We start from the raw sequence: 14,603 nt of genomic DNA on the forward strand, positions 1-14,603 counted from the left end.
CCATGCCCCCGGCCAAGAAGCGTGCCCGTGCCTACGATTCCGTTCGGACCCGTGCCGCGGTCCTCGGTCAGCTCGGGGCGGTGCGGGAGGCCGTACGCGGGCTGAGTGACGAGCAGTTGGCGGGGGCGACCCGGCTCGGGGGCTGGTCCGTGCGGGAGTTGGTCGTGCACATCGGGATGGCGGTGACGGCCGTACCGCGGGCGCTCGCGCAGCCCGAGCCGGCCACGGCGGATGCGGTGCTGCTCGACTGGCCGTTCGCGACCGCCGCCAACTTCGCGGCCATCGACGCGTTCACCCGGGACCTCACCGCCGAGCACCCCGACCTCGACGCCTACCTCGCGGACCTCGACGCCGCCCTGCGCGCCCTTCTCGCCGAGCACCCCGGCAGCCGGCTGCTGCCGACCAACGCCGGTGTCCTGTCCCTGGACGACTACCTGGTCACCCGCGCCGTCGAACTCGTCGTGCACACCGACGACCTGAACGCCGCCGTGCCGGGGCTCGACGTGCCGTACGACCGGCAGGCGCTCGCCGCCACCACCCGGCTGCTCGCCGACGCGCTCGCGGCGAAGGCGCCCGGCGGCTCCACCGAGGTGCGTGTGCCGCCGTACGCCGTGGTGCAGTGCGTGGCGGGGCCCCGGCACACCCGCGGCACCCCGCCCAACGTGGTGGAGACCGACCCGCTGACGTGGGTACGGCTCGCCACCGGGCGGCTGGACTGGCAGACGGCCGTGGACGAGGCCAAGGTCAGCGCGAGCGGGGAGCGGGCCGACATCGGGGGACTGCTGCCGGTCATGTCCTGAGGGAACCGGTACGGGCACCCGGACGTCGTAACCGTATGAAACGGACCAGAGCACCCGCCGCACTCGCCCTTCTCCTCCCCCTGGCGGTGGCCTGTGGCGCCGCGCCCGCGCACAGTGGAGCGGTGACCGTGGACGAACCCCTGACCGGCGTCGAATGGCGCGTCGTGAGCGTCACCGCCGACGGCGCCACGCACCGCGCGCCGCTCGCCGCCCGCCTGCTCCTGCGCGACGACGGAACCGCCACCGGCAACCTCGGCTGCAACAGCTTCAGCGCCCCCGCCACCCTGCGCGGCGACCGCGTCACCTTCGGGCAGCTGCGCACCACCAGGATGGCCTGCGACGAGTCCCGGATGGCGTTCGAGCGGCTGCTCGGCGGGCTGCTCGGCGGCCGGGCGCTCACCGTCGCCCCCGGCCACGGCAAGCTCACGCTCACCACGAGTCACGGGGACCACGTCAACCTCACCCGCAGCACACCAGAATGATGTGCGACACCTCACTCACGCATACGGCCAAACCGCCCCGTAAAAAGTCGCCGACGGCTGCGGAAAGTCCCGCGTGATACCAGAAACGCCGCGCTGACCTGCGTGGACGCGGAAAGCGACAAGGTGATCCACGAACCACCCGTCCGTTACGACCGCGTATCCCCAATTCGGACCAGTGGTCGATCTCGCCTACACTCGGTGCTGTGCCACGTGGTGACGGTCGACTCAATCACGACCTGCTCCCCGGTGAGAAAGGCCCCCAGGACGCGTGTGGCGTCTTCGGTGTCTGGGCTCCGGGTGAAGAGGTCGCAAAGCTCACGTACTTCGGGCTCTACGCCCTCCAGCACCGGGGTCAGGAATCCGCGGGAATCGCGGTCAGCAATGGCTCCCAGATCCTCGTCTTCAAGGACATGGGCCTGGTCTCCCAGGTCTTCGACGAGACCTCTCTCGGATCGCTCCAGGGTCATATCGCGGTCGGACACGCCCGCTACTCGACCACCGGCGCCTCCGTGTGGGAGAACGCCCAGCCGACGTTCCGCGCCACCGCGCACGGCTCGATCGCGCTCGGCCACAACGGCAACCTGGTCAACACGGCGCAGCTCGCCGAGATGGTCGCCGAACTCCCGAACGAGAACAACAGCCGCTCCACCCGGGTCGCGGCCACCAACGACACCGACCTGCTGACGGCGCTGCTCGCCGCCCAGGTCGACGAGGACGGCAAGCCGCTGACCATCGAGGAGGCCGCCCACCAGGTCCTCCCGAAGGTCCGGGGCGCCTTCTCGCTCGTCTTCATGGACGAGCACACCCTCTACGCCGGCCGTGACCCCCAGGGCGTCCGCCCGCTGGTCCTCGGCCGCCTGGAGCGCGGCTGGGTGGTCGCCTCCGAGTCCGCCGCCCTGGACATCTGCGGCGCCAGCTTCGTCCGCGAGATCGAGCCGGGCGAGTTCGTCGCCATCGACGAGAACGGCCTGCGCAGCTCGCGATTCGCGGAAGCAAAGCCCAAGGGCTGTGTCTTCGAGTACGTGTACCTGGCCCGCCCGGACACCGACATCGCCGGCCGGAACGTGTACCTCTCCCGCGTGGAGATGGGCCGCCGGCTCGCCAAGGAGGCCCCGGTCGAGGCCGACCTGGTGATAGCCACCCCGGAGTCGGGCACCCCGGCCGCGATCGGCTACGCCGAGGCATCGGGCATCCCGTTCGGCGCCGGACTGGTGAAGAACGCCTATGTGGGCCGTACGTTCATCCAGCCCTCGCAGACCATCCGCCAGCTGGGCATCCGGCTGAAGCTGAACCCGCTCAAGGAAGTCATCAAGGGCAAGCGCCTGGTGGTCGTGGACGACTCGATCGTGCGCGGCAACACCCAGCGGGCCCTGGTGCGCATGCTCCGCGAGGCGGGCGCCGCCGAGGTGCACATCCGCATCTCCTCGCCGCCGGTGAAGTGGCCCTGCTTCTTCGGCATCGACTTCGCCACCCGCGCCGAGCTGATCGCCAACGGCATGACGATCGACGAGATCGGCACCAGCCTCGGCGCCGACTCGCTCGCCTACATCTCCATCGACGGCATGATCGACGCGACCACCATCGCCAAGCCGGACCTGTGCCGCGCCTGCTTCGACGGCGAGTACCCGATGGAGCTGCCGGACCCGGAGCTGCTCGGCAAGCAGCTGCTGGAGACCGAGCTGGCGGCCGGTCCGGCCGAAACGGCCGCGGCCGACGCGATCCGCCGCCCGTAACACCCCCGCAGTACGACACGAAAGCTCTCACAGTCATGTCTGAGACAACTGGTGCCAGCTACGCAGCGGCGGGCGTCGACATCGAGGCGGGCGACCGCGCCGTCGAGCTGATGAAGGAGTGGGTCAAGAAGACCCGGCGCCCCGAGGTCCTCGGCGGCATCGGCGGCTTCGCCGGACTCTTCGACGCCTCCGCCCTCAAGCGCTACGAGCGCCCCCTGCTCGCCTCCGCCACGGACGGCGTGGGCACCAAGGTGGACATCGCCCGCCGCCTGGGCGTCTACGACACCATCGGCCACGACCTGGTCGCCATGGTCATGGACGACATCGTGGTGTGCGGCGCCGAGCCGCTGTTCATGACCGACTACATCTGCGTCGGCAAGGTCCACCCCGAGCGGGTCGCCGCCATCGTCAAGGGCATCGCGGAGGGCTGTGTGCTGGCCGGCTGCGCCCTGGTCGGCGGTGAGACGGCCGAACACCCGGGCCTGCTCGGCGCGGACGACTTCGATGTCGCGGGCGCCGGTACGGGCGTCGTGGAGGCCGACCGGCTGCTCGGCCCGGACCGCATCCGCGAGGGCGACACCGTGATCGCCATGGCGGCCTCCGGGCTTCACTCGAACGGGTACTCCCTGGTCCGCCACGTCCTGCTGAACACGGCGGGCCTGGCCCTGGAGTCGGAGGTGGCCGAGCTGGGCCGCACCCTCGGCGAGGAGCTGCTGGAGCCCACCAAGATCTACTCGCTGGACTGCCTGGCGCTGACCCGCACGGCCGAGGTGCACGCCTTCAGCCACATCACCGGCGGCGGGCTCGCGGCCAACCTGGCCCGGGTGATCCCGGACGACCTGCACGCCGTGGTCGACCGCGCCACCTGGACCCCGGGCGCGATCTTCGACCTGGTCGGCAGGACCGGGAACGTGGCACGCCTGGAGCTGGAGAAGACGCTGAACATGGGCGTCGGCATGATGGCGATCGTCCCCGGGGAATCCACCGAGGTGGCCCTCGCGACGCTGGCCGACCGGGGCGTCGAGGCCTGGGTGGCCGGTGAGATCACCGAGCGCGGCGACAAGGACAGCGGCGCGGAGCTGGTGGGGGACTACGCGAACTGACGCCTACGGTGTGGTGCCCGCGAGACCTGCTCGCGGGTAGCACAGAAGCCGGCCGGTGGCTGTGCCACCGACCGGACTGGTGCTCAGTGCAAGGTCAAGCGCCGCGACGGTGTTGTGAGGGACCGTCGTCCTCGTCCTCGTCGTCCTCATAGAGGTCGGCGTAACGGGAGTAAAGGTCGTCCTCGTCCTCGTCATCGTCCTCGAAAGGCTCGCCGTTCGGCGGCTGGTTCGAAGTTGATGCGCCCAGTTCACTGGCCAGACGTGACAGGTCAGTCCCACCGCTGTTGTACTTCAGCTGGCGGGCGACCTTTGTCTGCTTGGCCTTGGCCCGGCCGCGCCCCATGGCTCGACCCCCTCGGTGACGGGGCTCGACGGCCCCAGAGTCTGACACGCGTTCATGATCTGGATCGGACTCTCCGTGGAGAGGCCGGTCCGTAGGGCTTCCACGGTACCTGAGCCCGCGCCCATACGGTACGTCGCCCGCAGCACGCGCGTGTGCACAGAACCTTCGAGGCGCCCTGTCCTCGCTGGTCAGTGGCGATTTTAACCACTTATCGGGGAACGACCCGCCGATGGAAGTGAGAGTTCTCTCCAAGCTGCCCTCGGCGGGTACCGCTCATGTGTGCGAAGCCGGGTGTCCGGAGCCCTCCGCGCGGTCGGTTCAGCGCCCGCTGCGGCCCGCGCGCGCCTCGGCCATCCGCTGCTCGGCGATCCGGTCGGCCGCCGCGGCCGGCGGGATCCCGTCTTCCTTCGCACGTGCGAATATGGCCAGGGTGGTGTCGAAGATCCGCGTCGCCTTCGCCTTGCACCGCTCGAAGTCGAAGCCGTGCAGTTCGTCGGCCACCTGGATGACCCCGCCCGCGTTCACCACGTAGTCCGGCGCGTAGAGGATCCCGCGGTCGGCGAGGTCCTTCTCCACACCCGGGTGGGCGAGCTGGTTGTTGGCCGCGCCGCACACCACCTCGGCGGTGAGCACCGGCACGGTCTCGTCGTTCAGGGCGCCGCCGAGCGCGCAGGGCGCGTAGACGTCCAGGCCCTCCAGGCGGATCAGCGCGTCGGTGTCGGCGACCGCCGTCACGCCCTCGTGCTCGTCGAGGATCCGCCGGACGGCGTCCGGGCGGACATCCGTGATCACGACCTTCGCGCCCTCGTCCAGCAGGTGGCGCACCAGGTGGTGGCCGACCTTGCCGACCCCGGCGACACCGACCGTGCGGTCGCGCAGCGAGGGGTCGCCCCACAGGTGCTGGGCGCTGGCGCGCATGCTCTGGTAGACGCCGTAGGCGGTCAGCACCGAGGAGTCGCCGGCGCCGCCGTTCTCCGGGGAGCGGCCGGTGGTCCAGCGGCACTCGCGGGCCACCACGTCCATGTCGGCCACATAGGTGCCGACGTCGCAGGCGGTGACGTAGCGCCCGCCGAGGGAGGCGACCATCCGGCCGTAGGCGAGGAGGAGTTCCTCGGTCTTGTCGCGCTCGGGGTCGCCGATGATCACGGCCTTGCCGCCGCCGTGGTCCAGGCCGGCCATGGCGTTCTTGTACGACATCCCGCGCGCGAGGTTGAGCGCGTCGGCGACGGCCTCGGCCTCGGTGGCGTACGGGTAGAAGCGGGTGCCGCCGAGGGCGGGGCCCAGAGCGGTGGAGTGGAGCGCGATCACGGCCTTGAGGCCACTGGCGCGGTCCTGGCAGAGCACGACCTGCTCATGACCGCCCTGCTCCGAGTGGAACAGGGTGTGCAGGACATCAGCAGGCGCGCCGGATACGTCGGTCACTGTGGTGACTCCTGTGTTAGCGGCGGGTGGGGACAGCTCCCGTACGGGTGGCGGGTGCTGGTGGCATGAGCGTAGAGCCTGCGTGCGGGCACCGTCCGCGCAGTGTTCAGGATCACTCGCACGGGCTCACCGCACCCCCCTGGCCGTGGCACGATTCGCAGTGTTTCCAGCCGGGTCCGATGGGGAGGGAGCAGGCGTGCCGAAGGTGTCCTCCGTGGTCGTCCCCTATGCCGCCTACCTGCGCGTGTACGAGCCGCTGGGCGCCTTCCCGGAGCCGGAGCGCGGCCACTGGGCGCGCTACGCCCGCCGCCCGGACCGGCCCTCGTACCAGGACGAACTGCGGCGCTCGCTCGCCGACTTGGTGCCGACCCCGCCCATCGCCGTGCCGGTGCACGAGAGCGGCGACGCCTTCGTGCTGGAGGTCGACGGGGTGGTCTGCGTGTGTCCCTGGCGGACCCGGCTGCGCGGCTGGCAGGCGCTGGGGGAACTCGGCGAGGAGCTGCCCCCGCCGGTGCTGGACGCGGTGCTGCCGCCGGTGGTGCGCCGGCAGGCGGCCCTGGACTACGAGCGCTGGCTCGGCCGCAACCCCGACGCCCGCCCCTGGATCCGCACGGCGACCTGGCAGGTGCCGGTGAACTGGTTCGTGCTGGTCACGGACGAGGAACGGCAGTACGACAAGGCGACCGCCGAGGCGCCCCCGGTGCTGCGCTACCGCACGCCGATGGTGCAGGCCCGGCGCCGGGTGGCCCGGGCGCTGCGCACCCTGAAGGAGACCGTGGCGGAAGGCCCGCTGATCGACGGCCTGCTGGACGTCGGCCGCTGGCTGGAGGAGTTCCATCCGAGGTCGCTGGTGGAGCTGGACTACGGCGGACTGGTGCATGTGCTGCCGGCCGACGAGTTGGCGGACGACCACTCGGCGGCGGACGTGGCCGAGGGCATCGAGGCGCTGCGCCAGGGCGACGAGGCGGCGGCCGGGGAGGCGTACGCGCGGCTCGTGGAGCGGTGGCGTGCGGTGCGGGACCGGCGTTCGGCGAACTGACGTTCAAACAGAAACCGCCAAAACGTGACCCGCGCCACAGCTGAGACGGTCCTCAACGGCGTACGGTCAAGCGCGTTTCACTCAACTGACGGGGTGTCGGCCCCGATCCGGGCGTTTGCGTCGAGGACGCCCGAAAGGTGATGGACTGCACGTACGGGGCCCTTGCGCCTCTTCCCCCTCCTCATGCCAAAATAGGACAAGGAGTCCGGGGAGGGCTCCTTCCGTCCAAGTGTGGTGCACTATGGGCGGAATCTCTGCATTGCACGCTTTGGGGGGTCTGGTGCCTCCTGATCGCCCTGTGACTGATCGTCACGGTGGCGTGACTGTCCGCTATGGCATGGTCCATCGGCTTCCGTCGCTGATGAACACCTGGGAGGGCAATTCCATCGGTTTGGCCGACCGGGCTGGACAGATGGTGTAGTTGTAGTGCCGAGGACAAGCCGTTCGTCCTATAACCGACTCGACTCGCGTCCGCCATTTCGGGCAACGCGGGTCAAGGTGCAGAATTTAGAGGAAAGAACCGAGAAGGTTCGGTTCTCCCGAGGAGGCCGCTCATGACCGCTCGCACCCCTGATGCCGAGCCGCTGCTGACCCCGGCTGAGGTCGCCACCATGTTCCGCGTCGACCCCAAGACGGTCACGCGGTGGGCGAAGGCCGGCAAGCTCACGTCGATCCGCACGCTCGGCGGGCACCGCCGCTACCGCGAGGCCGAGGTCCGCGCTCTGCTCGCGGGCATCCCGCAGCAGCGCAGCGAGGCCTGACCGAGCAGGCGGAACAACTGAATACAGGGCGAAACGGCAGGCCCCCCAACCTGCCGAGGCGCCCGAAACCCTAGCTTCAAGCGACGCGGGACCTGCCCCAACAGGCCCCACGCCCAGGCCGAAAAGAACGTTGTAGGCAAGCGACACAGGGTGCGTCGTCGATCGCGCTGGACTCCGCCGGGTCCAGCGCGATCTGTTTTGTGCGCTGGTCGGGGGCGGGGTGGGGGGTCGCTGAGGGCGCTGAGGGCGCACTCCGGTATGGAGTGCAATTGCACATATTAAATTGACCCGTTGTAGGAGGGGTGTAAGTTGCGGTGTTCTGAAAACTCATGCAGTGACACCCGTCACATGCCGGGCCACTTGTTGCCCCGGGCATCGGTGCGCTAGTGGAATCACCGGTTCCAGTGTCCCCTGCGTGAACGGGAGTTGGGGCCCGCGCCGGTCATGTCGTACGGGACCGCCGGTTCTCGCTCATCGCGAGCCGCAGCAGCCGGTGGCAGACCGGACAGTGCCGGGTGAGATGCCGGTACGACGAGGCGGCAGCGAGGTGTGCTCTGAGCAGCGCCCGCGTCTCATGCCTGACCGAAGTCCCCATGTCCTTCTGGGTACCGACCGAAGCGGACGCCGTCAAGGCCGCGCGACGGCAGGAAAGCGTCCGGAAGCGTCCAGAAGGAGCCGGGTGGGCTTCTGGTGGGGTTTGCCGAGTTTCGTTGCCTCAGGGGCCGTTGTGGCGCCGCCGCGCGGTCGGGCCGGCCGAGTCCGCGCGGCGGGTCGGCGAACCGCTCGGCAGGGCGGGGGTATGAGTAAGGCCCGCGATCCGTGACGGATGCGGGCCTTACTCATACTGCGGTCCTGACGGGATTTGAACCCGCGGCCTCCACCTTGACAGGGTGGCGAGCACTCCAAGCTGCTCCACAGGACCAGGTTTCGCGGCACTTGGCTTGTTGCTTTGTGCTGCGAGATGAGACTGTACAGGAGGTGAGGCCGCCTGGTCGAACTCACCCCCTGTGAGCGGTCGGTTACGGCGCGGCCGCGTCGATCGCCTTCACGATCCGCTTGTCGGAGACGGGGTACGCCGTGCCCAGCGCGTGCGCGAAATAGCTGACCCGCAGCTCCTCCAGCATCCAGCGGATCTCCAGGACCTGCTGCGGAACGGGCCGCCCCCGCGGAAGCTGCTCCAGCAGCCAGGCGTACTCGTCCCGCATCTCATGGACCTTCTCCATGCGTGTGGTGTCCCGCTGCACGTTCGCCGGCATCTGCTGGAGCCGTCGGTCCGCCGCCACCAGGTACCGCATCAGATCGGGCAGCCGCCGTATCCCCGCCCAGGTGACGAAGCCCGGCTTCACCAGCGCGTCCAGCTGCTCGCGGACGTCCGTGAGGTTCGCGAGCAGCGCGGGGCTGCGCACGGCCTTCAGACGCCGCTCACAGGCGCTCCACGCGGCCAGTACCTGCTGCACCTGGCCGACCGTGCGCACCGTGGTGTCCACGATCTCGGCGCGCACCTTGTCGTACAGCTTCCGGTACGACTCCTCGTCCCACGCCGGTCCCCCGAAGTCCCCGATCAGCTTGTCCGCGGCGGCCATCGCGCAGTCGTCGAACAGGGCCTGGACGGACCCGTGCGGATTCGCGGACAGCCCGAGCTTCTGCTGGTTCGAGAGCTTCTCCGACGCGAACTTGGCCGGGTTCACCGGGATGTTGCGCAGGATCAGCCGCCGGGTGCCCTTCCACATGGCCTCCGCCTGCTCGGCCTCCGTGTCGAAGAGCCGTACGGAGACCGTGTCGCCGTCGTCCACCAGTGCCGGGTACGCCTTCACCGGCTGTCCGGCCCGGCGCGTCTCGAAGACCCGGCTCAGCGTGCCGATCGTCCAGTCGGTCAGCCCCTGGCGCTCCAGCGCGGGGCCGCCCTCGCGGGACGCGGTCGCCGCCGCGGCCTGGGAGAGCGCCTCGCGCGCCTTCGGCTTCAGCCGGAGCTTCAGCGCCTCCAGGTCCTTGTCCTCGGCCAGCTTCCGGCGCCGCTCGTCGACGATCCGGAAGGTGATCCGCAGATGCTCGGGCACCTTGGCCCAGTCGAAGTCCTCCGCCTCGAACGGCACCCCGACCATGCGCTTGAGCTCGCGCGCCATCGTCACGGTCAGCGGCTCCTGGAGGGGCACCGCCCGCTCCAGGAACGCCTTGGCGTAGTTCGGCGCGGGCACGTAGTTGCGCCGGATCGGCTTGGGCAGGGACCGGATCAGCTCGGTGACGACCTCTTCCCGCAGGCCCGGGATCTGCCAGTCGAAGCCCTCGTCGGTGACCTGGTTGAGGACCTGGAGCGGGATGTGCACGGTCACACCGTCCGCGTCCGCGCCCGGCTCGAACTGGTAGGTGACCCGGAACTTCAGGGCGCCCTGCCGCCAGCTGTCCGGGTAGTCGGCCTTGGTGACCGCCTCCGCGGACTCCCGGATGAGCATCTCCCGCTCGAAGTCCAGGAAATCCGGCTGCTCGTGCCGCTTGCGCTTCCACCAGGAGTCGAAGTGCGCGCCGGAGACGACGTGTTCGGGCACCCGCTGGTCGTAGAAGTCGAACAGCGTCTCGTCGTCCACCACGATGTCCCGGCGCCGCGCCCGGTGCTCCAGCTCCTCGACCTCGCTGAGGAGCTTGCGGTTGTCGGCGTAGAACTTGTGGTGGGTGCGCCAGTCGCCCTCCACCAGCGCGTTGCGGATGAACAGCTCGCGGGAGACCTCGGGGTCGATCCGGCCGTAGTTCACCTTGCGCTGGGCGACGATCGGCACGCCGTACAGCGTGACCTTCTCGTACGCCATCACGGCCGCCTGGTCCTTCTCCCAGTGCGGTTCGCTGTACGTGCGCTTCAGCAGATGCCCGGCGATCGGCTCGACCCACTCGGGCTCGATCTTCGCGTTGACCCGCGCCCACAGCCGGCTGGTCTCCACCAGCTCGGCCGACATCACGAACTTGGGCTGCTTCTTGAACAGCGCCGAGCCCGGGAAGATCGCGAACTTGGCGCTGCGGGCGCCCAGATACTCGTTCTTGCTGCCCTCGCGTACGTCCTTCATCCCGACGTGGGAGAGGAGGCCGGCGAGCAGGGAGACGTGCACGCGGTCGGCCGGGGCGTCCTCCTCGGCGAGGTGGATGCCCATCTGCTTGGCCACGGTCCGCAGCTGGGTGTAGATGTCCTGCCACTCGCGGATGCGCAGGAAGTTCAGGTACTCCTGCTTGCACATCCGCCTGAACGAGCTGGAGCCGCGCTCCTTCTGCTGCTCGCGCACGTACCGCCACAGGTTGAGGTAGGCGAGGAAGTCGCTGGTCTCGTCCTTGAAGCGGGCGTGCTGCTGGTCGGCCTGCGCCTGCTTGTCGGCGGGGCGTTCGCGCGGGTCCTGGATGGACAGCGCGGCCGCGATGACCATGACCTCGCGGACACAGCCGTTGCGGTCCGCCTCCAGCACCATCCGGGCCAGCCGCGGGTCCACGGGCAGCTGGGCCAGCTTGCGGCCGGTGTCGGTGAGCCGCTTGCGCGGGTCCTTCTCGCCGGGGTCGATCGCGCCCAGTTCCTGGAGCAGCTGCACGCCGTCGCGGATGTTGCGGTGGTCCGGCGGGTCGATGAAGGGGAACTTCTCGATGTCGCCGAGGCCGGCCGCGGTCATCTGGAGGATGACGGAGGCCAGGTTGGTGCGCAGGATCTCCGCGTCGGTGAACTCCGGCCGGGCGAGGAAGTCGTCCTCGCTGTACAGCCGGATGCAGATGCCGTCGGAGGTACGGCCGCAGCGGCCCTTGCGCTGGTTGGCGCTGGCCTGCGAGACGGGTTCGATGGGCAGCCGCTGGACCTTGGTGCGGTGGCTGTAGCGGCTGATCCGGGCGAAGCCGGGGTCGATGACGTACTTGATGCCCGGGACGGTCAGCGAGGTCTCGGCGACGTTCGTGGCCAGCACGATCCGGCGCCCGGTGTGCTGCTGGAAGACCCGGTGCTGCTCGGCGTGCGACAGCCGGGCGTACAGGGGCAGGATCTCGGTGAATCTGTACTTCTTCTTCTCCAGCGCGTCCGCCGTGTCGCGGATCTCCCGCTCACCGGAGAGGAAGACGAGGATGTCGCCCTTGCCCTCGGCCTGGAGCTCCTCGACCGCGTCGCAGATCGCGGTGATCTGGTCGCGGTCGGCGTCCTCGGACTCCGCTTCGAGGAGCGGCCGGTAGCGCACCTCCACGGGGTACGTCCGCCCGCTGACCTCGATGATCGGGGCGTCCCCGAAGTGCCGGGAGAAGCGCTCGGGGTCGATGGTCGCCGAGGTGATGACGACCTTGAGGTCCGGCCGCTTGGGCAGCAGCTGGGCGAGGTAGCCGAGCAGGAAGTCGATGTTGAGGGACCGCTCGTGGGCCTCGTCGATGATGATCGTGTCGTAGGCGCGCAGCTCGCGGTCGGTCTGGATCTCGGCGAGCAGGATGCCGTCCGTCATCAGCTTCACGAAGGTGGCGTCCGGGTTCACCTGGTCGGTGAAGCGCACCTTCCAGCCGACGGCCTCGCCGAGCGGGGTGCGCAGCTCCTCGGCCACGCGCTCGGCGACGGTGCGGGCGGCGATCCGGCGGGGCTGGGTGTGCCCGATCATGCCGCGCACACCGCGGCCCAGTTCGAGACAGATCTTGGGGATCTGCGTCGTCTTCCCGGAACCGGTCTCACCGGCGACGATGACGACCTGGTGATCGCGGATGGCGGCCGCGATCTCGTCCTTCTTCTGGCTGACGGGCAGCTGTTCGGGGTAGGTGACGGCCGGCACGCGGGCGTGCCGTTCGGCCATCCGGCCCGCTGCCTTGTCGAGCTCGCCCTCGATCTCGGCGAGTACGGCGTCACGGGCCTCGGGCTTACGGATCTTGCGCGCGCCCTCGAGCCGCCGTCCGAGCCGGTGCGCGTCACGCAGCGACAACTCGGTCAGACGGGCGGCGAGGGAGCCGAGGGCGGGGGCTGGATGCGTAGACATACGCGATCCAGGATCTCACCTCGGCCGAAAGCCGGTCGACCGATTTGACGCCGGTGCGGGGCCGCGCCCGGCGATCGACGGGCACCCCCCACGACGAGATGCCAAAGTTCCCCTATGTCCGATTCGCGTATGTCCGATTCGCGCTGGACGACGTTCAAGCGGTCCCCCTTCCTCCCCGCCACCGTCCTGCTCCTCCTCATCTCCGCCGCCGCCGGCCTCTTCGCGGGCTCCTACACCTACGCCATGGCGGACCCGACCCCGCGCAGCATCCCCGCCGCGGTCACCGGCCCCTACGACCGGCCACCGGCCCGCGCCTTCATCGCGGGCATGGAGCACGCCCTGTCGGCCTCCCTGAAGCTGCGCCCGTACCCGGACCGGGCCGCCGCCGTACGCGCCGTGAACCAGCAGCGCGTCTTCGCGGTGGTCGGCGCGCCCACGGGCGGCGGCCCGGTCCGGATGGACGTATCCAGCGCCTCCGGGGCGACCGTCGCGCAGGTCATCGGGGAGGCCGCGGCGAGCGTGGGCCGGGCGACCGGGACGTCCGTCGCGCTGCACGACCTCAAGCCGCTCCAGAAGGGCGACCCGCGGGGGCTGGCGATCTTCTACATCTCCCTCGCCGCCGTGGTGATCGGCTTCATCGGCGCGATCCAGCTCAGTGTGCACGCGAAGGCGCTGAACCCGCTGGAGCGCATCGCCTTCACCGTCGGCTACGCCCTGCTCGGCGGGTTCACGATCGCGGCGGTGGTGGACTGGTGGCTGGGCGCGCTGCGGCTGCCGTTCGTGGAGTCCTGGCTGATCCTCGCCCTGACGATGTTCACGTCCGGCATGGTCTTCACGATGTTCAACACGATGTTCGGGCGCTGGGCCATGCTGCCGACCTGGGGCCTGATGGTGCTGCTCGGCAACCCCTCGTCCGGCGGTGCCGTCTCCTGGCCCCTGCTGCCGTCCGCGCTCGGCACGATCGGCCGCTGGCTGCCGCCGGGCGCCTCGGTGAACGCCCAGCACACCGCGGTGTACTTCCGGGGCGACCAGCACGCCTTCCCGTTCCTGGTGCTGGCCGGCTGGTCCGTCCTCGCCTGCGCGATCTTCCTGATCTGGCGCCACCGCCACCCGGGCGGCCGTTCGACGGGCCCGGCCCAGGAGGTCGGCGCCTCGGAGGCCGGAGCCTAGGAGCCGGAGCCCGGGAGGCCGGTGCGGAGGAGGCCGGAGCCTAGGCGGCCGGGGCGGGCGACGCGGGGGCGGGGATCGCGTCGGCGCCGATGGGGGCCGCGGGGACCGAGGGAGCCGCAGGGGCCGTGGGCGCCGGGGCGGGCTGCTGCTGGGCCGGTCCGCCGGCCAGGGTCATGGACCGCGCGGTGTTGGACACGGCCTTGATGCCCAGATAGGCGGTGGTCATGCTGCTGACCGCGGTGAAGGCGGCGGTGAGGATGCCGACGATCACCGAGGTGTCGCCCTTCAGCCTCCAGACCCCGACGACCGCCACGGCGACGATCGCGATATTGCTGACCACCACCGCCAGCAGGCCGAACTTCGCCTTGTCCTTCTCGAGCTCGATCTCGGTGCCGCTCATTGGTCCCCCCGACCTGGCGTGACGCTGCCAAACGACGAAGGCCCCGTTCGTCGAACGGGGCCTTCGGGTGGTGGCTGGGGCCGGGGTCGAACCGGCGACCTATCGCTTTTCAGGCGATCGCTCGTACCAACTGAGCTACCCAGCCACGAGGTTTCACGTGAAACCTCAGCGGTCCTGACGGGATTTGAACCCGCGGCCTCCACCTTGACAGGGTGGCGAGCACTCCAAACTGCTCCACAGGACCAAGCTGTTTGTGTGCAACAGTGTCGCACACGGTCTTGCGTGCCCCCAACGGGATTCGAACCCGTGCTACCGCCTTGAAAGGGCGGCGTCCTAGGCCGCTAGACGATGAGGGCTATCGGCCCGCCTGGGCGCTTCTCAGCGCG

General features: G+C 69.9%; 12 protein-coding genes and 4 tRNA genes. 7 read left to right on the forward strand and 9 right to left on the reverse strand.

Annotation, left to right across the window (positions count from 1 at the left end; translation table 11 throughout):
• Nucleotides 1-2 precede the first annotated feature (2 nt).
• The 4 genes from QHG49_RS18440 to purM all read left to right on the forward strand — a co-directional run bounded on the left by QHG49_RS18440 (nucleotide 3) and on the right by purM (nucleotide 4,118).
• Nucleotides 3-800: a maleylpyruvate isomerase family mycothiol-dependent enzyme gene (locus QHG49_RS18440; protein WP_301490379.1), complete on the forward strand. Its 798-nt coding sequence runs from the start codon at nucleotides 3-5 to the stop codon at nucleotides 798-800.
• 122 nt (nucleotides 801-922) lie between these two features.
• Nucleotides 923-1,282, forward strand: a complete 360-nt coding sequence (locus QHG49_RS18445; protein ID WP_301490380.1) for an META domain-containing protein — start codon at nucleotides 923-925, stop codon at nucleotides 1,280-1,282.
• A 203-nt stretch (nucleotides 1,283-1,485) separates the two neighbouring features.
• Entirely contained in the window at nucleotides 1,486-3,015 is a 1,530-nt protein-coding gene (gene purF, locus QHG49_RS18450) for an amidophosphoribosyltransferase (protein ID WP_145488539.1), read from the forward strand.
• 35 nt (nucleotides 3,016-3,050) lie between these two features.
• Nucleotides 3,051-4,118: a phosphoribosylformylglycinamidine cyclo-ligase gene (gene purM / locus QHG49_RS18455; protein WP_301490383.1), complete on the forward strand. Its 1,068-nt coding sequence runs from the start codon at nucleotides 3,051-3,053 to the stop codon at nucleotides 4,116-4,118.
• Between the two features lie 94 nt (nucleotides 4,119-4,212).
• Here purM and QHG49_RS18460 read toward each other — a convergent pair whose 3' ends face one another.
• Together QHG49_RS18460 and QHG49_RS18465 are read right to left on the reverse strand one after the other, a co-directional pair.
• The gene (locus QHG49_RS18460; RefSeq protein WP_111585817.1) at nucleotides 4,213-4,461 is read right to left on the reverse strand and encodes a DUF3073 domain-containing protein; all 249 of its coding nucleotides are present in this window, start codon (nucleotides 4,459-4,461) and stop codon (nucleotides 4,213-4,215) included.
• A 318-nt stretch (nucleotides 4,462-4,779) separates the two neighbouring features.
• Nucleotides 4,780-5,883 carry a Glu/Leu/Phe/Val dehydrogenase dimerization domain-containing protein gene (locus QHG49_RS18465; RefSeq protein ID WP_145488542.1) on the reverse strand — a complete coding sequence of 368 codons (1,104 nt, stop codon included), beginning with the start codon at nucleotides 5,881-5,883 and terminating at the stop codon, nucleotides 4,780-4,782.
• A gap of 196 nt (nucleotides 5,884-6,079) precedes the next feature.
• Here QHG49_RS18465 and QHG49_RS18470 point away from each other — a divergent pair, with 196 nt between their 5' ends.
• Entirely contained in the window at nucleotides 6,080-6,922 is an 843-nt protein-coding gene (locus QHG49_RS18470) for a hypothetical protein (protein ID WP_301490387.1), read from the forward strand.
• A gap of 554 nt (nucleotides 6,923-7,476) precedes the next feature.
• On the forward strand, nucleotides 7,477-7,683 hold the full coding sequence (gene bldC / locus QHG49_RS18475; RefSeq protein WP_003949541.1) for a developmental transcriptional regulator BldC: 207 nt from the start codon (nucleotides 7,477-7,479) through the stop codon (nucleotides 7,681-7,683).
• Nucleotides 7,684-8,125: 442 nt separating this feature from the next.
• Here bldC and QHG49_RS18480 read toward each other — a convergent pair whose 3' ends face one another.
• The 3 genes from QHG49_RS18480 to hrpA form a co-directional block, all read right to left on the reverse strand.
• A complete protein-coding gene (locus QHG49_RS18480; protein WP_167532357.1) occupies nucleotides 8,126-8,278 on the reverse strand; it encodes a DUF6274 family protein in 153 nt (50 codons plus the stop codon).
• A gap of 252 nt (nucleotides 8,279-8,530) precedes the next feature.
• Nucleotides 8,531-8,605 (reverse strand) — tRNA-Asp (locus QHG49_RS18485).
• Between the two features lie 97 nt (nucleotides 8,606-8,702).
• Nucleotides 8,703-12,647 carry an ATP-dependent RNA helicase HrpA gene (gene hrpA / locus QHG49_RS18490; RefSeq protein WP_301490391.1) on the reverse strand — a complete coding sequence of 1,315 codons (3,945 nt, stop codon included), beginning with the start codon at nucleotides 12,645-12,647 and terminating at the stop codon, nucleotides 8,703-8,705.
• Between the two features lie 129 nt (nucleotides 12,648-12,776).
• Here hrpA and QHG49_RS18495 point away from each other — a divergent pair, with 129 nt between their 5' ends.
• Complete coding sequence (locus QHG49_RS18495) at nucleotides 12,777-13,817, forward strand: ABC transporter permease (protein WP_201300606.1); 1,041 nt, start codon at nucleotides 12,777-12,779, stop codon at nucleotides 13,815-13,817.
• Nucleotides 13,818-13,857: 40 nt separating this feature from the next.
• Here QHG49_RS18495 and QHG49_RS18500 read toward each other — a convergent pair whose 3' ends face one another.
• The 4 genes from QHG49_RS18500 to QHG49_RS18515 all read right to left on the reverse strand — a co-directional run bounded on the left by QHG49_RS18500 (nucleotide 13,858) and on the right by QHG49_RS18515 (nucleotide 14,573).
• A complete protein-coding gene (locus QHG49_RS18500) occupies nucleotides 13,858-14,217 on the reverse strand; it encodes a hypothetical protein (protein ID WP_244320304.1) in 360 nt (119 codons plus the stop codon).
• 68 nt (nucleotides 14,218-14,285) lie between these two features.
• Nucleotides 14,286-14,362: transfer RNA gene (locus QHG49_RS18505), tRNA-Phe, on the reverse strand.
• A gap of 24 nt (nucleotides 14,363-14,386) precedes the next feature.
• Nucleotides 14,387-14,461: transfer RNA gene (locus tag QHG49_RS18510), tRNA-Asp, on the reverse strand.
• Between the two features lie 39 nt (nucleotides 14,462-14,500).
• Nucleotides 14,501-14,573, reverse strand: a tRNA-Glu gene (locus tag QHG49_RS18515).
• Nucleotides 14,574-14,603 lie beyond the last annotated feature (30 nt).

This window comes from Streptomyces sp. WP-1 (assembly GCF_030450125.1).
GTDB classification, from domain to species: domain Bacteria; phylum Actinomycetota; class Actinomycetes; order Streptomycetales; family Streptomycetaceae; genus Streptomyces; species Streptomyces incarnatus.